Raw genomic sequence first — 19,603 nt, forward strand, 5'->3', positions numbered from 1 at the left:
TCAGGGGTGACGGGACAGTGGCCGCGAGGGGTTGGACATGGCCCCTCGGCTACAATGCTTCGCAGTATAAACGGCTGCTGCCGTGTACATTCCGGGTGTTTTCGAGGCCCGCATTTCCCAATCTTGCCGAGGCTTCATGAAGCACGTCGCGTTCTCCAAACTCTCCCTTGCCTTTGCACTGCTCTTCAGCCTGTGGGGTTCCGCCGCGCATGCCAACGACTACGACGACGTGAACACCTTGCTGCGCCAGGGCAAGTCGAACGAAGCGCTTGCCAAGGCCGACGCCTACATTGCCGGCAAGCCGCGCGATCCGCAAATGCGCTTCCTGCGCGGTGTGATCCTCACCGAGCAAAAAAAGCAGAACGAGGCCATTGCCGCGTTCACGCAGTTGACGCAAGACTTTCCGGAACTCTCCGAACCGTACAACAACCTTGCTGCGCTTTATGCAGCGCAAAGCAAATTCGACCAGGCGCGCGCCGCGCTGGAACAGGCGCTCAGGCTCAACCCCAACTACGCCACCGCGCATGAAAATCTCGGCGACGTGTATGCGCGCCTCGCGGCCCAGGAATATGTGCGGGCGCAGCAATTTGCCAGCACCAACGCCAGCGTGGCGCCCAAGCTCGCGCTGATCCGCCAGATCTTCAACCCGAAGGCCGAAGCGCAAGCTGCAACGCTGCCGGCGCCGCCTGCCGAAGTTCGCAAACCAGTCGGCCGACCGAGCAAATAAGCAAGTAGCCGGCCGAACGTGCAATGGCCCGGGCAACTTGCCTTGCCGGGCCCGCGCCTTCCAATCATTCGCACACGGAGCTTTCCTTGACGATCCAAGCCTTCTTCAACTTCCCGTCCGCACGATACAGCCGCCGCGGCGCGCTCGCGCTGGTGGCCTCGCTGGCCCTGGCCGGCGCCGTGCATGCGCAACAGGCCGGGCCACGCGTGAAGCTCGCCACTTCGGCCGGCGACATCCTGGTCGAGCTCGACCAAGCCAAGGCGCCCAAGACGGTCGAGAACTTTCTGCAGTACGTCAACGACAAGCACTATGACGGTACGGTGTTCCACCGCGTGATCGACGGCTTCATGATCCAGGGCGGCGGCTTCACTGCCGACATGCAACAAAAACCCACGCGACCGCCCATCGCGCTTGAAGCCAGCAACGGCCTCAAGAACGACCGCTACACCATCGCCATGGCTCGCACCGGCAACCCCAATTCGGCCACCTCGCAGTTCTTCATCAACGTGAAGAACAACGACTCGCTCAATGCGCCCAGCCCCGACGGCTACGGCTATACCGTCTTCGGCCGTGTCGTGGCTGGCACCGAGGTGGTCGACAAGATTCGCGCAGTGCAAACTGGTAACAAGGGCGGCATGCAGAACGTGCCGCTCGAGCCCATCATCATCAAGTCCGCCACACTGGCGAAGTAATTTCTCGAACACATCCGAAAGAAGGACTCCCTCATGAGCAACCCCAAAGTCGAACTGCACATCAAGAACTACGGCGTGATCACGCTCGAACTCGACAGCGCCAAGGCGCCCAAGTCGGCCGAGAACTTCGTCAACTACGTGAAGAACGGTCACTACGACAACACCGTGTTTCATCGCGTGATTCCAGGCTTCATGGTGCAAGGCGGCGGCTTCGAACCCGGCATGAAGCAAAAGCCCACCGGCGCCGAAATCGAGAACGAAGCCAACAACGGCCTCAAGAACGACAACTACACCGTGGCCATGGCCCGCACGAGCGCCCCGCACTCGGCCACTGCCCAGTTCTTCATCAACGTGGCCGACAACGGCTTCCTGAACCACACCGCCCCTTCAGCCCAGGGCTGGGGCTACGCGGTGTTCGGCAAGGTCACCGGCGGCACCGACGTGGTAGACAAGATCAAGGCCGTGAAAACGGGCCGCAAGGGCTTCCACGATGACGTGCCGCTCGAAGACGTCGTGATCGAGAAGGCTGTCGTCGTCTCCGAATAACGGAGCCGGCAACAGAAGGCGGGGCGCACATCGGCATGGCGGCTAATCCGGCTTTCAAGGAGCTTCTCGCCCCGCCGACGTGGCGCACTGTCGACCTGATTTCCGACCTGCACCTGCAGGCCGAAGAGCCCGCCACCTTCGAGGCGTGGCAGGGCTATTTGCAGACCACACCGGCCGATGCGCTGATCATCCTGGGCGACCTGTTCGAAGTGTGGGTGGGCGACGACACCGCTGCCCTGCCCGGCTTCGAGGCGCACTGCGCCGAGCTGCTGCGCCGCACGGCCGAGCGGCTGCCGGTGTACTTCATGCACGGCAACCGCGACTTCCTCGTGGGCCCGGCGCTTGCGGCCCGGTGCGGCTTCACGCTGCTTGACGACCCCACGGTGCTGGTGCTGCACGGCGAACGCTGGCTGCTGAGCCACGGCGACATTCTTTGCCTGGACGACACCGACTACCTCAAGTTTCGCGCCCAGGTGCGCACGCCTGGTTGGCAGGCCGCGTTCCTGGCCAGACCGCTGGCCGAGCGCCGGGCGCTCGCACGGTCGATGCGCGAGCAAAGCGAAGACCGCAAACGCGACGCTTCTGCGCGCTGGGCCGATGTCGACGGTGGTGCAGCCCGCCAATGGCTTCAGCAGGCGCGCGCACGCACGCTGGTGCACGGCCACACGCACCGGCCCGCCGACCACGACCTGGGAGACGGCCTCCGGCGCTTGGTGCTGAGCGACTGGGACGTCGCGGCCCACCCGCCGCGCGCACAGCTGCTTTGCCTTTCGCCCGCCGGCGCACAACGCGTCGATCTGCGCTAGCCGTCGCAATGTTCAAGTGGCTGCGCCGGTTGCGCGCCCTGCCCCCAATTCCCGAGGCTGCCTGGAAGGCGACGCTCGAACGCTATGCCTTCCTCGGCGACTTGCCTCACGCCGCACAGCAAAAGCTGCGTACCTTCACGGCCGAATTCCTGCGCGACAAGGAGTTTCATGGCACCCAGGGATTCGTCATTACCGACGAGGTTGCGCTGGCCATTGCCGCGCAGGCCGTGCTGCCGGTGCTGAACCTGAAAGGCGGGCTGGACTGGTACGACGATTTCGTCGGCATCGTGGTGCATCCGTCGGAAGTGGTCGCGCGGCGCAAGATCGTGGACGAGGCGCAAGTGGTGCACGAATACGACGAGGTGGTGGCCGGCGAAGCCATGGACCGCGGCCCGGTGATGCTGAGCTGGCAAGACGTGCTCGCAAGCGGCATCACGACGGACGGCGGCTACAACGTGGTTATTCACGAGTTCGCGCACAAGATCGACATGCGCGGAGGCAATGCCGACGGCTGCCCGCCGCTGCCCGCGGGGTTTGCGGGCAAGAGCAGCGCGCGCGAGGCACGTGCCGCGTGGCTTGCGGTGCTGCAGCCGGCATATGAAGAGTTTCGCGAAAAAACCATTCTTGCCGACCGCTTCGGCGCCGAGCCGCCATGGCTCGACGACTACGGCGCGACCTCGATCAGCGAATTCTTCGCGGTGGCCTGCGAGGCCTACTTCGTGAACCGTCGCAACTTCGGCCGCGACTTCCCGGCAGTCGTGGCGCTGTTCGATGAATTCTTTCGGCCTAAACAGGGCTGATCGCCCGTCCACTCTTTGTTCATTGCTACGTATCCGATAGCAATTTGCCCTTTACCATCGGCGGGTTATCAACTCACCGAAAAAAGGTAAACAACATGAGGGATTGGTTCTATCAGCTCACGGGCAAGGCATGGATCGCGCTGCTGTTCGGCGTCGGCATCCTGGGCTGGGCAGCCTATGCGCAGTTCAAGGCGGGCGCCGACACGCACGGCACCGCGGTGGAAGACCTCGTCGCCAAGAGCGGCACGGTCGTCAGCGGCAGCGAGATCACCGAGACCACCAAGCGCCGCCGCGGCGGCACCACGACGCGCCATTACTTCGTGCTCGATGCCAAGCTCGCCGACGGCAGCATCGAGAAATGGCGCGTCGACCATGCCATTGGCCGGAGCAAGGTCGAGCCGCTGATCGACGAAGCCGTCGAAGTTCGCATCGATCCCTCCGACAACAACCTCGTCTACGAGGCCAAGCTCAAGGGCCAGCCGGTGGTCGCCCTGGCGGACGTACAGAAGATCATGGAGAACAAGGACAAGGTCGCAGCATCGCTGGCCACGGACAAGAGCACCCTGATCATCGGCGCCCTGGCCCTGCTGCTCGGCATCGGCGGACTGTTCGCCCGGCGCCGCATCGCCAGCGGCCATGCGGCCGAGCAGGCGGCCGCCGTCCAGACGCCCGTGATCGGCGAGAAAGTCTGACCCGCGCGATTTCATCGCACCATGAAAAAGGCGCCCCGAGGGGCGCCTTTTTCATGGCCGCGAGGCGGGTGCGGGTGCGCGCTTTACTTGCGCAGCAGCGCCTTCAACGCGTTCTGCAGGCGGCGTGCGCTCGCACTGTCATGTGCAGCGGCCAGTACCTTGCCGGCGTCCTGGCCCCAGGTCTGGGCCGGCGGCGGATCGCCGCGCTTCGTCAACAGCTTGAGTTGCAGTGCGCGGCGCGCGTCGAGCTGCTCGGCGGGCGTTGGCACTTCAGCGGCCATTTCGAGGCGCAGCAGCGCTTCGGCGGCTTCATCGGGTGCAGCCTTGGGCGCAGAGCCGATGGCTTGGGACCAGCCGGTGCGCACTGCGGGCGTTACTGCGCGTCCCAGCTCCTGAACGCTGGGCAGCTTCGATGCATCGCGCTGCTCCCATGCGCCGAGCACTTGCGTGAGCGCTTCGCCGTGGGCCTGGGCCGCGAGCTTGCGCAGTGCCATGTCCGCGCGCTCGAGGGCTTCGCGCTGCGCGCGGAAGGCGGCGTCGCCGAGCCGCGGACCGCGGTCTTCGAAGCGCGGTGGGCGGTCGCCGAAGCGTCCGGCCGGTGCTCCGCGGTCACTGCGGTCACCACGGCCGTCAGCACCACGAGGCGCTCCCCGGTCACCGGGGCGACCAGGGCCGCCCGGGCCGGGACGGGCACCATCGCGCCGGTCGCCGAACCTGCCACCCGCGCGGGCTGCCGGGGCGGCTTCGGCCTTCTTGTTGCCGGGGCGGTCGTCACCGCGCACGGCAACCACCGGCTTGGGAGCCGGCTTTGGCGGTGCGGGCGGTGCCTTGGCTTCTTCGGCCGAAGCAGGCTCGCTGCCTACGTGTGCCGCGCTGTCGGCTCGCGCCGACGCATCGGCACCATCGGCAGGGGCCACCAGATCGGCGCTGGCAGCAGGCGGCGGCTCGGCGCGCGTGCCTGGCAGGGCTTCGGCATCGCTTGAGCCCGGGGCCTGTTCAGCGCTTTCACCGAATTCGGCCGCAGCCTGGCCGGGCGCGACCACCTCGGTGGCGCCGACCGAAGGTCCGTCGCTGGAGGCTGCGGGTGCGGGCGGGGGCGCCTCGCCGCGCAGCGCAGCTTCGAGCCGGGCGATGGCAGCGCGAATCTTCTGCACGTCGCCGCCGGCATTGGCGGCGTCGAGCGCCTTGGACGCCTCGAGCACGTGGCGATCGTGTTCGCTCATTGCGGTCGCAGACTTTTCGCGCTCGGCGGTCTTGCGATTGAAGGCCTCGTCGATGGGTGCACGGAACGCGTCCCACAGTTTTTGTTCATGTCGGCGGTCGAGCGGCACGCTCTGTGCCTCGGCCTGCCAGCGCTGCTGCAGTGCCTTGACGGCATCGATGCGCAGCATGGGCTGGGCACCGAGCTCGGCGGCCTCGGCGATCATGGCCTGGCGCCGCTCGATGCTGGCCTTTTGCGCAGTTTCGAACGGGGCGCGCGCGGCGCCGAATGCTTCGTTCCACTGCCGCTGCAGTTCGGCGAACACTTTCTCGCCCACATGGCCGGCATCGCGCCAGCGGTCTGCAAACTGGTGCAGCGCGCGGTTGTGCGCCTTCAGGTCCGACGGGGTGGCGTGCTCGGCCGCCCAGGCCTTGACCTCTTCGATGAGTGCCACACGATGCGCGCGGTGCTCGGCCGCATCGGCGCGAACCTTTTCGAGCCAGGCTTCCACCACTTTGTGGGCTTCGTTGCAGGCCTCGTCGAAGCGCTTCCACAGCGCGTGATTCGGCACGCCGCCCTGGTCGGCCTGCTTCCACTGGTCGCGCAGCGAACGCAGCGTTTCCTGCATCTTGCGGCCGCCGAGGGCTTGGCCTTCAGGGCGCTTGAGCAGGCCTTCGGCCTTGGCCACAAGGTCTTCGCGCACCTTGTCGGCGCTCCAGCGCTGCCAGCCTTCTAGTTCGCCGGCCGCCACCAGCGCCGCATGCACGCGCGCTTCGAGCGGGGCATCGACGAGCTTTCCGTGTTCCTTCAGCACCGCGCGCAATGCCGCGGCCGCACCGGCGCTGGCCTTGCCGTGGCCTTCGGCGGTTTCCTGCTCGAGCTTGGCAAGGGCCGCTTGCACAGCGTCTTGCGCGGCTGCGCGCACGGCCGGATCCACCTTGGGTGCGGCCGGCTTGGGGGGCGCGGCCTTGGGCGCCACCACTTCGCCGCGCGCGGCGCGCAGCTCGTCTGCCCACACGGGCACTGGCGGCAGGGGTGCCGCAGGGTCGGCAGCGGCCGCCTGCGCCTGGGCCAACGCGGCATGGAACGCATCGGAGACGACCAGCAATTGGGCTTTCGACGATTCGAGCTGCGGGGCAAACCTGGCGTCCAGGCTGGTCCAGTTGGCATCGGCCGTGATGTCGGCGGCCTGTTGCTGCCAATGGGTCACGTCGGCACGCAGCGATTCCTCGGCGGCCTGGGCGTCCTGCCAGCCCTTGGTAGAGAGCACTTCGAAGCGCTGCGCGAGCAGCACGGCGGCTTCGCGGTGCACCTGGGCACGGTGCTGCAGGTCTTCGATGCCCTTCACGCGCTCGGCGAGTTGCACCTTGAAACCGGCCAGCGGCTCGCGCGAGAGCGGCGCGCCGGCCTTGGCGGCATCGCGCTGCCAGGCGAGCGCGTCGGCAATGTTGAGCTTGGACTGGCCCAGCAGCGCCTCGGCCTTTTGCGCCCATTCGGCAGCAATGGCTTCCTGGCCCTTGGCGCGCTTGAGTTCGTCGAGCTTTTCGCGCAAGAGGCGCGCCGCACCCTTGTCGCGGCCGCTCAGCTCCTTGAAGACTTCCTGCATCTGCTCGGGCGCGGGGTTGCCCGCGAGCCAGTCGCGGATGCGCGCGGCGCGCTCGCCCGAAGTTGGCGCGGTGAAGGCGCCGCCGGTGAGCGTGTCGAGGGCCTGGAGGTCGTGTGGCTTGGAAGAAGTAGAGGTCACTTGCGCGAAATCGTTGTCTGAAGAGAGAAAGCGAAGGCGCCGGCAAAGGCCGGCGCACATCGACATTTTCACCCAGTTGTGGCGGGCGGTTGAATTCCATGCCGGGACAGCAGCCAAATAGCTGCCGGCAGGCCCGGGCGGCGGCCTACATATATAGCGGGCCGGCGCAAAAAACCAAGTGCTCTTTTGCCCTACTTCATGGCCAGGTCGAGTTCGGCGCCCGGTTTCCAGTCGGCACCGCTTGCCTTGGTTTTCACGGCGCCAAGGAACAAGCGCTCGCTCGGAAGCTTTTGCGCCAAGAGGTAGTCGCGCACCACGGCGCCGCGCTCCACGGCCAGTTGCCGCATCGACTCTTCATCGACCGGGATGCTGGTGATCAGCAGGTTTTCCATTTCCTTCACCGGCAGGTCCTTGGCAAGCCCGACCATGTTGCGCGGCTTGGTGATGTCGGATCGCTTGTAGACGGCCGTCAGCAGTTCGGGATATTCGGCATCCGTGACCGGCGGAACATCGGTTGCCGCCTGGCCGCCGCGGACCGCCGCGCGCCGCTTTTCGGCCTGGGCCAGTTGGCGCAGGCGTTGGCGCTGGTAGGCCTCGCGCTCGCGCTCGAGGCTGGCAGTGCCCACCACGGTCATCTGCAGGGCCGGACGCTCCACCAGGGCCTTGACGACCTTGTCCAGGCTTTCCTTGGCGCTGGCGCCGAGCACCGAACTGCCGGGTTCGAAGGTGATGGTGCTCGACTCGCCGCTGCCCCCGCCGAGTCCACCTGTGAGCAGGCTGAACGGCGACGTTGCCGCCTTGACGATGAGATTGACGATGGCCTTGAAGATCAGCGGGCCGATGCTGAACTGCGGATCGTTGAGCGAACCGCGCAGCGGCAAGTCGACGTCGATCACGCCATTGCGGTCGGCAAGAAGGGCCACTGCAAGCCGGACCGGCAGGCTGTTGGGAGCGCCCTGCACTTCGTCGCCGAACTGCAGTTGGTTGAGCACCAGCTTGTTGGTAGCCGTGAGCTGGCCGTCGGCCGCAACCTTGTAGTTGACGTCCATGCTCATCTTGCCGCGCTCGATGCCGTGGCCCGAATAGCGCACGGAATATGGCGACAGCGGCGCCAGGTCGAGATCGCGCATCTTGGCCGTGATGTCGAGCTCGAGCGGCTTGGCCAGTGGATTGAGCTTGCCGGTAATTTCAAGCGCCGCCGTCTGCTGTGCCTTGCCACGCAGTTCCAGGTCGGCCAGCGCCGGGCGGCCGCCCTCGCCCTTGGGCGGGCTCGACGAGAAGGAGCTGAGCTTGCCGGTCAGTTCGCTCAGGTCGGCAGAGTAGTTGGGTTTGACGAACAGGTCGGTGAAGTCGATGCGCCCGTTGACCAGGCTCATCGGGCCGAAATTGATGACCGGCTTGGGCCCCGTGTCAGCCTCGGCCTGCACCGTTGCAACAGCGGCCGAAGCCGGCCTGGCCGGCTCGGGGCTGCCGCCGACGATGGCCTCGGCCGACGCCGGTGCGCCGCCGGACTGCGGCAGGGGCGCCGTGGTGGTGCTGGTTCCGCCCAGGCTCCTGCGGGTCTTTGCCTCGGCACTGGTTGCCGCCGCGGCATTGCCTTCCGCTTCGCCCTTCTTGGTCAGGTTCAGCAGGTTCAGCCGCCCGGTAGGGTCGACGATCACACGGGCAAAAAAGTCGGTCAGGGTGGTTTCGCGCACGTCCACCGCCGGCGGCGCGTTGGGCGCCATGCTCACCTGCAGGCCACGCAGGCTCAAGGTCTTCCAGCTCAGCAGTTGGTTCGTATTGCGGTCGAAGCCGGGCGACTGGGTGAGCGAGACGCTGTTGGCGCGGAAGTCGTCGAGTGCCGTGTCCCCCGCAAGCTTCAGGGTCATGCCCGCCGGTGCGCTTGCATATTTCACGGTGCCGCGATAGCTCGCGAACGCGCGGCGGATGTCCACGTTGAGGGCATCGCCGTAGTAGGCCTTGAACGCGTGGGCGGGAAAAGACGCCACTTCGAGCCGGCCCTCGGCCGAAAGCGGCTTGAGCACCACGTGGCCCTTGTAGTCGAAGCGGCCCGGCTCGGCCCGCCGCGAGCCGATGCGTCCTGAAATCTGCAGGGGCGACACCGTGCCGGTCTCGGGCGCGACCTTTTGCGCGTTCAGGTTGAGTGCGGTGATCTCGACCGCCACCGGCGTGGCACTGGCCTTGTCCGCATAGGAGAGCGTGCCGTTGCCGACCGCGAGCGTACCGATGGTCAATGCCCACGGCTTGGTGTTGGCGGCGGACGATGCCGCCGCGGTCCCGGCGTCCGCGGGCTTTGGCGCGGCCACCTTGGCCTCCGCCGCCCCGCCGGCGGTGGGCGTCTTGAGCCAACGCTCGAACATCCAGCGCTTTTCGCTGTCGCGTTCTATATGTACCTTCGGATTGGTGGCGGTGAACGAGGCCACGTTCAGCGTGTGCTTCGTCATGTCGACCTCGGCGTCGACCAGTTCGAAGCGGCCGACGCTCGCCAGGGCGGTCTTCGCCTGGGTGAGCGCCAGGCCGTCGGCGGCCAGGCGCCGGGCCTTGAACTTGAGGTCGGGCTGCGCCCAGGCGATGTCGATCTGTCCGCTGAGCTTGCCGTCGAGCGTGGGCTCCAGGCTTTGCGCCAGATAAGGAGCCGCCAGCGACAGCGGCAGCGCCTCGACTTCGGTCTGTACGTCGGCCGCCTTGTCGGTGGCGTTGCCCTTGAACTTGAGCGTTGCGCCGGCTACGGCGGTGCTGCCGTTGAACTGGGCCGGCTTTTCCATGGGCCAGGTCACACCGGTCACATCGAGGCCGAGGGCGCTCAGGTCGACCACCGCTGCAGGCTTGACGGTTTCGTCGCGCCATCCGATGCGCCCGCCGCTGAGCGCGAGCTTGTCGACCTGGACCTTGAGCTTCGGTTTTTCAGGCGCCTTGCCGGCCGGAGCACTTGCCGCAGCAGCGGGAGCGGGAGCGGCCGCCACTTTTTCGGCAGCCCCGGTGGCCGGATCGGTGGCCAGCAGGTTGAGCTGGCCCTTCGCATCGCGGGCGACCGCAAGCTGCGGACTGGAGAGCGCAACTTCGCTCAGGTGGAATACAGATTCGAGCGGCCGCACGTCGGCCAGCGCCAGCTTGAGCGACTCGAACGCCAGCAAGTCGCGGCCCCGTGCATCCCCCAGCTTGGCGCCGCGGGCTTCGATGGTGCCGGTGATCTTCAGGCCGGGCGCGGGAGCCTGGGCAAAGTCGATCTTCAGGTCCGCATCCAGGCTGCCGGCCTGCAGCTTCACCGGCAAGCCGCCGGGTATGTAGCCCAGGTACGGCACCAGGTCGAGCCCCTTGAACTGCACATGGGCGTCGGTCTTGCGGCTTTCGGCGAACGGCGTCGTGAGCGCTGCCGAGTCGAATTTGCTGCCGTTGAGGGTGAAGGCAAGCTTGGGCTCGGTGTTGATGTCACGCTTGGAAGCCAGATTGCTCAGGAACGGCACGTTCAGCACGAAGTCGCGCAGCTCGTGCTTGCGCTTGACGGTCTGGTCGTCGAAGTCGACCGCGCCGTCCTTGATGGATATGTTGTAGATCGCAAAGCGCGCCGGCTCGGCCTTGGGGTCGGGCGGCGAGCCGGCCGCGAGCTTGGCCACGATGTCGTCGATGTCGTATTTGCCGTCGGCAAGATGGGTGAGGAGGATGGCAGGCGACTCGACCGACACCGCATCGATCACAGGCGCCAGGCGCAAGAGCGACTGCAGCTCGGCATCGGCATAGATTCGCTTGATGGCCACCTGGGGCCGGCTGCCGTCGGCCGTGGCAATGCTCAGGTCGTTCAGCGCGAGTTCGAGGGTCCAGGGCTTGAAGTCGATCTTGCCTACGGTGACCTGCCGGCCGAGCTTCTCGCTTGCGATCTTCTGGATCTGGCTCTTGGCGATGGGCGGAACAGCGAGCCACGCAATGGCCCACAAGGCCAGAAGAATCAACAAGGCGACGATCCCACGCCGCATCCATTTGTTTTGTTTGAGCGAAGCTACATCCATCGCGGGAGTGTGCCGCAAAGAGAAGCAAAGCCAGAAACAAGAAAGCCCGGCAATTCGACGAAAGTCTCATTACCGGGCTTGATGGCGGGCATAAGACCCATGCCATCGTTTCGCGCGACCGGAAGTCAATGGTTCCTGCCGTGCTGGCAGCAAGAGATTGCCGCCGTGGATCCTCCATCGTTCGAGCCCTTGACTTGCACCTCGGGCTGCCGGATTTCGGAAAACCGCCTGAGAACTCAGGCCTGTTCAGATTAGACGCCGCTCGCCTGCAATGCAATGCCTGCTCCCAAGGGATTTCCCTTGTGCTTCGAATCAAAAAGTTGGATTTGTTTAAATATGTAATCACATAAGGAAATAGATCCTTATGCTTGACCGAGTATTTAGCCACGCTAGAATCCGCCTGCCCCTGGCCTGCCCCAGACCCAGCAGGGGCCCCTGAACCCGCTGCCGAATCCCCACGGCTTGATCAGGTCGCCGCGCCCTCACCCCTACACCTCCATGCGCGGAGCCTGATTCGTACCAATCAAGCGCCGCCGCCTTATCCGTCGCCCTCCGGGCGCTGCGATCAGGTGCCGCATAGAAAGGAAGAGCGATGAACAAGGCGTTTGATGCCACAGCCCGCGGGCTAAGGACCTTTGCGTCCGATGTGGCAGACGGCTTTTTTGAAATCACCCACAACGGGTTTGCACTGGTTGGCCTGGCCATTGTGTTTGCGGCTCTCGCCCTGGTGGCGCGGCCCGATCTCCGCCAGACCGGCGAGGAGCAGCTCATGGGCTGGCTCCAGTCGCGCAAGCCCGCGCCCGAGCCCACCGACCTGGAGCCGACCGCGATTGTGCGCACCACGGCCGCAAGCCCCGGCGACCTGCCCAAGCAGCAGGCCGCCGTGGCTTACTGGCTGAGCAAGAAGTACCGCGTTGCGGCCGAACCGCTGAGCGTGCTGGTTGCAGAGGCGTACAACCTGGGCAAGCGCACCAAGCTCGACCCGACGCTGATCCTCGCCATCATGGCCGTGGAATCGAGCTTCAACCCGTTCGCCCAGAGCCATGTGGGCGCGCAGGGCCTGATGCAGGTCATGACCCGCGTTCACGGCGACAAATACGAAAGCGCCGGCGGCACGCTCACCGCTTTCGACCCCGTGACCAACATGCGCGTCGGCGTGAAGGTGCTGCAGGAATGCATCGCCCGCGCCGGCTCGCTCGAAGGCGGCCTGCGCTACTACGTGGGTGCAGCCAATCTCGATGACGACGGTGGCTATGCCGGCAAGGTCCTGGCCGAGCACGAGCGGCTGCTGCAGGTGGCCAACGGCCGCAATCCGCCGACGATGGCAGCGCCCTCGGCGCCCATCGTCCGGGCCCAGCCGATTCCCACGGCCGTGCCTCCCAAGCGGGAGCAAACCGCCGAGCCGGCAGCCGACCCTCAAAAAGTCGCACTGCTTTCCGAGGTTTCCTGAGCCCCTTCCCCATGGCCGAGACCATGGGGTGAGCTACACTCCGTTCCGTACGCGACTGGCGATAGGCGCAGCACCTCCAAAGGTGCCACGCGCTGACGTGGAATACCACTGGGAAGCGTGCCGCCTGGCATCCATACAGGCGTTCAGCCGTTCGCCTGGGCAGCCCTTGTTTGGTTGAAGAACAAGGACCTCGTCTTCAAAGGACTGCCATGTATCAACGCAACATCCTGGTCGAACAGACCGATCCCGAAATCTGGGCTGCCATCCAGGCCGAAAACGCCCGCCAAGAGCACCACATCGAGCTCATCGCGAGCGAAAACTACGCTTCGCCGGCCGTCATGGCCGCGCAGGGCTCGCAACTCACCAACAAGTACGCCGAAGGCTACCCGGGCAAGCGCTACTACGGCGGCTGCGAGCATGTCGACGTGGCCGAGCAGCTGGCCATCGACCGCATCAAGCAAATTTTTGGCGCCGACGCCGCCAACGTTCAGCCGCATTGCGGCGCATCGGCCAACGAGGCCGTGATGCTGGCCTTTCTGAAGCCCGGCGACACCATCATGGGCATGAGCCTGGCCGAAGGCGGCCACCTCACGCATGGCATGCCCCTCAACATGAGCGGCAAGTGGTTCAACGTGGTGAGCTACGGCCTGGATGCCAACGAAGCCATCGACTACGACGCGATGGAACGCAAGGCGCACGAGCACATGCCCAAGCTCATCATCGCCGGCGCCTCGGCCTATTCGCTGCGCATCGATTTCGAACGCTTCGCCAAGGTGGCCAAGGACGTGGGCGCGATCTTCATGGTCGACATTGCCCATTACGCAGGCCTGGTGGCTGCGGGTGTGTACCCCAACCCCGTGCCGCATGCCGACGTGGTGACCTCCACCACGCACAAGAGCCTGCGTGGCCCGCGCGGCGGCATCATCCTGATGAAGGCGCAGCACGAGAAGGCCATCAACAGCGCCATCTTCCCGGGCCTGCAAGGCGGCCCGCTGATGCACGTGATTGCCGCCAAGGCCGTCGCGTTCAAGGAAGCCATGACGCCCGAGTTCAAGGCCTACCAGCAGCAGGTGGTCAAGAACGCCCAGATCGTTGCCGACACCCTCACCGAGCGCGGGCTGCGCATCGTGAGCGGGCGCACCGAAAGCCACGTGATGCTGGTCGACCTGCGCTCCAAGGGCATTACCGGCAAGGAAGCCGAAGCCGTGCTGGGCGCCGCCCACATGACGATCAACAAGAACGCGATCCCCAACGACCCTGAAAAGCCGATGGTGACCAGCGGCGTGCGCATCGGCACCCCCGCCATGACCACGCGCGGCTTCAAGGACGAAGAGGCCCGCATCACGGCAAACCTGGTGGCCGACGTGCTCGAGAACCCGCGCGACGCCGCCAACATCGATGCTGTGCGCGCCAAGGTGCACGCGCTCACGAGCCGCTTCCCTGTCTACCGCTGATCGTCCGCAAGACCTGGCCGCATGAAATGCCCTTTTTGCGGTCATCTTGAAACGCAGGTCGTCGAGACCCGCGTTTCGGAAGACGCCGACTTCGTGCGCAGGCGCCGCCAATGCAGCGCCTGCGACAAGCGCTTTACGACCTATGAGCGGCCGGACGTCAACTTTCCGGTCGTCGTGAAGAAAGACGGCAGCCGCGCCGACTTCGACTCGACCAAGGTACGCGCCTCGATGATGCTGGCGCTGCGCAAGCGGCCGGTGAGCATCGAGCAGATCGACAACGCCCTGCTGCGCATCGAGCAGAAGCTGCTGGCCAGCGGCCTGCGCGAAATCGATTCGACCAAGGTCGGCGAGCTCGTCATGCGCGAGCTCAAGAAGCTGGACAAGGTCGCATACGTGCGCTTTGCCTCGGTGTACCGCAGCTTCGAGGACGTGGACGAGTTCAGGCAACTGCTGCGGGACATCTGAGCCTTGCTGCCGGGACAAGCCCCGGTCGCCCTGCTTACTTGCCGCCGCTGCCGCAAACGCCACTTCCGCAGTCGCCCCGCACGTCGGGGTTGCAGACCCTGGCACGGCCCGATGCCGACACCACGATTGAAGTTCTTCGGCCCGACTCGGCCTTCAGCGTGAGGCACCCGGCGCCAAACCCGGAGCCGCCCGCCCGGCGCGAAAAGCCGTTGCTGTCATAGTCCAGCCCCCGCGCGAATCCGTCTCCCAGTTCCACGTCGATGCTCACGCCGTTCGGAAGCTTTTCGAACTTGCGCAGTGTTGTCATTGCGCCTTCGGGCCCGGCCTGGACGGCCCAGCCGCTCGACCAGTTGCTTCCGTCCAGCGCACCGACGTGGATTTTTTGCGAACGCTGGATGGCTTCGGTGCGGGCCAGGCTCAGCGCGGCGACAAAACCACTGGAAGCCGCGGCAAGCCGCTGGTTGAGCAGCAAGCTGCGAAAAGCAGGAACGCCCAGCGAACCGAGAATGGCCATGATGGCCACCACGGCAATCAACTCGACCAGCGTGAAGCCGCCCAGCAGCGCGGCCATGCCCGCCCCCAATCGGCGCCCGCGCCTCATTGCCAGCACCCCGCCCCTGCCGTGCCGTTGCAGCCCCGGTCTCCCATGCTGTCGATCCAGATCGCCCCGACCTCGGCATCGGAGTAGCCCGGCTTGGGCGTTGCCGTCAGCCTGATGCAGCGGTCGATGGTGCCCTGCCCCTCGCAGTTGCTGCTTTCGACAAGATACTTGCCGGCCGCACCTCCCTCGCCGGATCCGCCTTCATAGCGCCTGTATTGCCCTGTCAGGGTGTACTGCCGCTCCTGCTGCTGCATCTGCTGCATCAGGGCCGAGCGGGCCTCGGCGCGCCAGCCCTTGCGCACAAAACCCAGGTATGACGGATAAGACGTTGCAGCCAGGATGGCGAGGATTGCGACCACCATCATGACTTCGATCAGGGTGAAGCCGCGAATGCGAGTGGACCAGCCGCCCGCGAACCTGGCGGCCTTCATGGCTTCGCTCCCTGGAAGTCCATGACCTGGCGCCAATTCAGGCGCCCGGCCACTTGCGAAACGTTGCCGCCCTCCACCGGCTGCACGGTGGAGATGCCGGTTCCAGGCGAACCGCCGCGCAAACCGACGTTGACCACCGAGAGCTTCTTTGTTGCAGACCGGCGTCCGAACGCATCGGGTGAGGCATAGGCTGCTTCGCCGAGCTCAGCCAGCAATGGCGACGACAACGGACCCACCGTCGAAGGTACGCAGGTCCCGCCCTTCGAAAGCCCTGTCATCGCGTTGACCGCGCAGCTGCGGCCGCCTGCGCTGGCGCCGCATGCATCGCCACCAGGGATCAATGTGTTGAAGAACAGATAACCATCGGCAAGCGTCAGCCGGGTTACTTGCCGCTCGCCCGATTCGAGCGATCCGGGAAGATCGAAATACCAGCCACGGCGGCTTGCCGCACTGCCGTTGCCCGCGCCGTAGACGAAGGGCTCGCCCACAATGGCCGGCAACGCTCGTCCGGTAGCAGCGGCGGCGGTGCGCGGCTGAAGCTGGGTGCGAGTTTCGTGCGGCGGAATGGCGGTGCCGGAGTCGTACACGCCGTAGAGCGTTTGCACGGCACGGCTGGCGCTGCCGATGTCTTCTGCGCTTACGAATTTTCCGGTGCCGAACAGCACGATCGCGCCCCCGTTCGGCCCTGCTCCCACCTCGGGCGCCACGGTGATGGCTTGCCGCTTGGCATTCGCGCCGGGCGACATCGCGACCATGAGCGGCAACCCTTTCAAGCCGAGTGCGTTGTCCTCGTTCCACGGCGCGCGGCCGGTGAAGTCGAACTTCCAAAGGTTGCCTTGCGTGTCGCCGGCGTACAGCCAGCGCACCCATCCGTCCGCAGCCGCGTAGTCGCCCGGCGTGCCGAGGGCGTTCACCATGGTCTTGTCTGCCGGAACCGGCAGCACGATCTTGTAATAGTTGACACCGCGCCTCCAGGCAGCGCCAGCGGCCTTGTCGAGCGAGAGCAGGAACAGCGCCCCGCGCCTGTCCGGATCGGCGTTGTTGAAGCCCGATGGAACCACGGCGAACCAGGCGTAGGCGGCAGCCTCGGTACGTGTTGCCGGGGCAATGCGGAACTTCATGATGCGCGGAGCCTGGAGCACGTGGCCCATGTCCTCGTCGTCGAGCCCCGTGAACTCCCACAGCGCCTTGTCAGCCGAAAACGCAGCGGGGTCCGAGACATCGAGTGCAAATACGCCGGTTGCGCCAGCACCCATTCCGGAAACCAGCACGGTCTTCCAGGTGCCGTCGGCCATCCGCGCCTCTGCTGCGGCAGGCGACCCGTCGGCATAGGCCTGGTGCACGTAGCCGGGCGAGGTGTAGGCCCCGAGCTTTGCGAACACCGCGCGTGGAACATAGGCGAAGAGTTCGCTTCCGGTGGCGGCCGAAAACGCATGCAGCATGCCGTCGTTCGCGCCGACATAGACGGCGGCTGAACGCGCTTTGTGTGTTTCGACAAATCGGGAGTAATCGTCGCCTTGCGCCTGGGAGCTCGGCGCGCCGACGAACAGCGGATTCGAATTGGCAACGTCTCCCATGACCGAGTCGCGCACGCGGAACACTCCGCCGGGCGCCGACAATTCCTTGCGCCGGTCACCGCGCAAATATGCGAGCCGGTCGACACCCAGTGCATCGGATGCCGCGGGCACCGCGTAGGGCGTGGAGTTCAGATGGCTTCGCAGGACACTGTCGAGTGCGTCCCAACGAAAGGGCGTGCCGCTGCCGGCCGACGAAAGAGTGACGATGTTCCGGTTGGAAGGATCGCGTGCCGCAACTGGCGGCTGAGCCGATGCGCTGCCGGTCAACAAGGCCCCTGCGTCCCAGGCCGGCTCGTCGGCCTGGTGCACACCGCCCGAGGCCGCGTTGTAGGCCAGCGGATACGACAGCAGCGTGCCGGACCACCGGCGTCCGCTGAACCGCGCCAAATAAAGACTGCTCCCGCCCTGCGCAATGCGGTCCGACGAAATGGCAGCGTCCGCCGTGCGCCCTCCTGGCGGTGCCGCTGCCGACTCGAAGATCCGGTGGATTGCATCGACCAATTGCCGCGGCTCACCCGCCAGGAAATAGTTGGACGGCCTGGGCTGGCCGTCGTCGTCGATGCCTTCGGCCCATTCGGAATTGTCCGCCACGTCGGACTGGCCAATGCCGACCGAGGCTCTGAATGGGTTGCCGTCTGCGTTGCTGTCGGCAAAGCCTCCGTACTTCGAGGCGAGATAAAGGGCGCTGCCGCGCTGGGCTTGCCGGGTGGCCCCCTGCCCACCCGCATCCAGGTCGATGCCGAAGGTCTGGACCCGCACGTCGGGATAGTCTGGACGAATCTTCTGCGTATTCGCCCAATAGGCCAGCCCGGCCATGCCGAACGAACCCTTGTCGGCGCCTGTTTCCGCACTTGCGATGGTGCTTGCCGTCAGTTGCGCCCCGCCCTTGTAGTTGAAGGCTGGAAGGCCGCGGTTTCCGGTCGTTGCAAGACCGGCTTTTCCCGAAGGGTGGGCATAGGACAGCGACTCGCGGTTTTCGAACGCGCCCACCAGGCGGGTCCAGTAGGAAGTGTCCGGCTCGAACGACGCGTTGCTGAAGCTGCGGCCGCCGCCCGGCAGCCCGGGCAAGGAACGATCGCCGTGCGTTTCGAGATCTCCGATTGCCAGGATGTAGTTCTGGCGGCAGCTCGCACCCACGGGATCCCAAGCCTTGTGTCCGTCGGTGCGCCATTGCGCGGTGTCGTTGTAGACCGGCAGCCCGTCCTTTCTCGGGTCGTCGACGGCGCCTACACCCGCTATTGCGTCCCGCGTGGGCACTTTTCCTTGCAGGTAGCGAAGCGACTCGTAGTAGAGCTCGCCGGCAGGGTCAAACTTCTTGTAGGCGCCGGCGTGCCCGAACCGGTTCAGGTAGTTGACGACGCCGCTGAACCGGCCGCCCTGCGCGCCGGAAACCGCATCGCGGAGGAAGATACCCGTCCTGGCCTCCCATTCGGTTTGCGGGTTGTCGGCCCTGTCGAGACCGGTGTCCAGCTTTTTGGGTCCGGCGTATTTCATTGGCGCGCGCAACACGCCTCCATAGCGGGCAGGGTCGTTGTCGAGCAGATAGCCGAACACGGCAAAACGAAGCCGGTCCGCATAGCGCTGTATCTCGCCGACGGGCTTGAAATTGCCGCCTGGGTACTTGAGGCAAAGGCCGCCGCGCACCGCGGCTTCGGCCGCAGTGCAGACCTCGACCCGCGCGAAGTAGGGAGCGCTTGCCGCGCCGGGGCCGTATAGCTGGTCATTGCCGGGGCTGGCGCAGTTGCCGCTTGCGCTCGGTCCGACGAACATGCGGTCAGCGCAGTGGTTGAAGTGAAGCGTGCCCGCCGCGCGCAAGCCATTGCTGCTACCCGCCACCAGCGGCGTGAGCTTGTCCAGGTTGCCGGTCACGGCCTTGTCGGGGAAGTAGCTGCTGCGGTAGAAATCCTGCTGCAGCACCGTGCGTTGCAGCACGGTCCGGTCGGCTTCGTCCACCGCCCGGTCGCCGCCCGTCAATGCAAGCCTCAGCACGTCGATGGTGGACATGGCGGCCCAGTTCAACAGGTTGCCGCTCCATTGCTGTGCGCAAGCAATTTCGCCGGCTGCAAGTCGGGTTGCCGGGGCCATGCGCTTGAAGTAGCCATCGGCGGGGGCGTAGCCATAGCAGGCCATCGGATCCCAATAGCCCAGGTAGACCTTCTTCCAGTCGAAGCTGCCGCGATAGGCCGCACCGGTATTCGAGAACTCCAGGGCAAGGTCGATCACCAGGTTCGGGTCGACGCGCGAGGCCATGGAGGACAACGGCTCGCTCGGGAGTTCTACGGCCGGCACCGCGCCACTCTCCGCTGCAAATACCGAGGTACCGATGCAGAGCACCCATGCGGCAACAGCTGACGCCCACAGCACGCGGCTTTCAGTAAAACGCATTCGGATTCCGTTTCAACAAGAAGAA

At 65.7% G+C, this 19,603-nt stretch carries 14 protein-coding genes and 1 riboswitch; of the genes, 9 read left to right on the forward strand and 5 right to left on the reverse strand.

Annotation, left to right across the window (positions count from 1 at the left end; translation table 11 throughout):
- Positions 1 to 136: 136 nt before the first annotated feature.
- The 6 genes from QHG62_RS25610 to QHG62_RS25635 all read left to right on the forward strand — a co-directional run bounded on the left by QHG62_RS25610 (position 137) and on the right by QHG62_RS25635 (position 4,263).
- Positions 137 to 727, forward strand: a complete 591-nt coding sequence (locus QHG62_RS25610) for a tetratricopeptide repeat protein (protein WP_281148400.1) — start codon at positions 137 to 139, stop codon at positions 725 to 727.
- Positions 728 to 819: 92 nt separating this feature from the next.
- Complete coding sequence (locus QHG62_RS25615; RefSeq protein ID WP_432445632.1) at positions 820 to 1,419, forward strand: peptidylprolyl isomerase; 600 nt, start codon at positions 820 to 822, stop codon at positions 1,417 to 1,419.
- A 33-nt stretch (positions 1,420 to 1,452) separates the two neighbouring features.
- Positions 1,453 to 1,965, forward strand: a complete 513-nt coding sequence (locus tag QHG62_RS25620) for a peptidylprolyl isomerase (protein ID WP_157614400.1) — start codon at positions 1,453 to 1,455, stop codon at positions 1,963 to 1,965.
- Positions 1,966 to 2,000: 35 nt separating this feature from the next.
- Entirely contained in the window at positions 2,001 to 2,771 is a 771-nt protein-coding gene (locus tag QHG62_RS25625) for a UDP-2,3-diacylglucosamine diphosphatase (protein ID WP_281148402.1), read from the forward strand.
- 8 nt (positions 2,772 to 2,779) lie between these two features.
- The gene (locus QHG62_RS25630; RefSeq protein WP_281148403.1) at positions 2,780 to 3,571 is read left to right on the forward strand and encodes a zinc-dependent peptidase; all 792 of its coding nucleotides are present in this window, start codon (positions 2,780 to 2,782) and stop codon (positions 3,569 to 3,571) included.
- Positions 3,572 to 3,666: 95 nt separating this feature from the next.
- The gene (locus QHG62_RS25635; RefSeq protein ID WP_281148404.1) at positions 3,667 to 4,263 is read left to right on the forward strand and encodes a hypothetical protein; all 597 of its coding nucleotides are present in this window, start codon (positions 3,667 to 3,669) and stop codon (positions 4,261 to 4,263) included.
- Positions 4,264 to 4,346: 83 nt separating this feature from the next.
- Here the strand turns inward: QHG62_RS25635 and QHG62_RS25640 are convergent, their stop codons facing one another.
- The gene (locus tag QHG62_RS25640; RefSeq protein ID WP_432445633.1) at positions 4,347 to 7,268 is read right to left on the reverse strand and encodes a DUF349 domain-containing protein; all 2,922 of its coding nucleotides are present in this window, start codon (positions 7,266 to 7,268) and stop codon (positions 4,347 to 4,349) included.
- Positions 7,269 to 7,399: 131 nt separating this feature from the next.
- Positions 7,400 to 11,215, reverse strand: coding sequence for a DUF748 domain-containing protein (locus QHG62_RS25645; protein ID WP_281148406.1), 3,816 nt, complete (start codon positions 11,213 to 11,215; stop codon positions 7,400 to 7,402).
- A gap of 592 nt (positions 11,216 to 11,807) precedes the next feature.
- On the opposite strand from QHG62_RS25645, the gene QHG62_RS25650 reads away from it, so the two are divergent.
- The 3 genes from QHG62_RS25650 (at position 11,808) to nrdR (ending at position 14,584) form a co-directional block, all read left to right on the forward strand.
- Positions 11,808 to 12,665 carry a lytic transglycosylase domain-containing protein gene (locus QHG62_RS25650; protein ID WP_281148407.1) on the forward strand — a complete coding sequence of 286 codons (858 nt, stop codon included), beginning with the start codon at positions 11,808 to 11,810 and terminating at the stop codon, positions 12,663 to 12,665.
- Positions 12,666 to 12,706: 41 nt separating this feature from the next.
- A riboswitch (ZMP/ZTP riboswitch) is annotated at positions 12,707 to 12,833 on the forward strand.
- A gap of 41 nt (positions 12,834 to 12,874) precedes the next feature.
- Complete coding sequence (gene glyA / locus QHG62_RS25655) at positions 12,875 to 14,119, forward strand: serine hydroxymethyltransferase (protein WP_281148408.1); 1,245 nt, start codon at positions 12,875 to 12,877, stop codon at positions 14,117 to 14,119.
- Between the two features lie 21 nt (positions 14,120 to 14,140).
- Complete coding sequence (nrdR, locus tag QHG62_RS25660) at positions 14,141 to 14,584, forward strand: transcriptional regulator NrdR (protein WP_007836918.1); 444 nt, start codon at positions 14,141 to 14,143, stop codon at positions 14,582 to 14,584.
- A 34-nt stretch (positions 14,585 to 14,618) separates the two neighbouring features.
- Here nrdR and QHG62_RS25665 read toward each other — a convergent pair whose 3' ends face one another.
- The 3 genes from QHG62_RS25665 to QHG62_RS25675 are packed head-to-tail and all read right to left on the reverse strand — an operon-like array spanning position 14,619 to position 19,578.
- Positions 14,619 to 15,155 carry a GspH/FimT family pseudopilin gene (locus QHG62_RS25665; protein WP_281148409.1) on the reverse strand — a complete coding sequence of 179 codons (537 nt, stop codon included), beginning with the start codon at positions 15,153 to 15,155 and terminating at the stop codon, positions 14,619 to 14,621.
- A gap of 26 nt (positions 15,156 to 15,181) precedes the next feature.
- Positions 15,182 to 15,616 carry a type IV pilin protein gene (locus QHG62_RS25670; protein ID WP_281148410.1) on the reverse strand — a complete coding sequence of 145 codons (435 nt, stop codon included), beginning with the start codon at positions 15,614 to 15,616 and terminating at the stop codon, positions 15,182 to 15,184.
- Complete coding sequence (locus QHG62_RS25675; protein ID WP_281148411.1) at positions 15,613 to 19,578, reverse strand: pilus assembly protein; 3,966 nt, start codon at positions 19,576 to 19,578, stop codon at positions 15,613 to 15,615. Before QHG62_RS25675 ends, QHG62_RS25670 begins: the two co-directional genes overlap by 4 nt.
- Between the last annotated feature and the right edge of the window lie 25 nt (positions 19,579 to 19,603).

The organism is Variovorax paradoxus, from assembly GCF_029919115.1.
Classification (GTDB): Bacteria; Pseudomonadota; Gammaproteobacteria; order Burkholderiales; family Burkholderiaceae_C; genus Variovorax; species Variovorax paradoxus_O.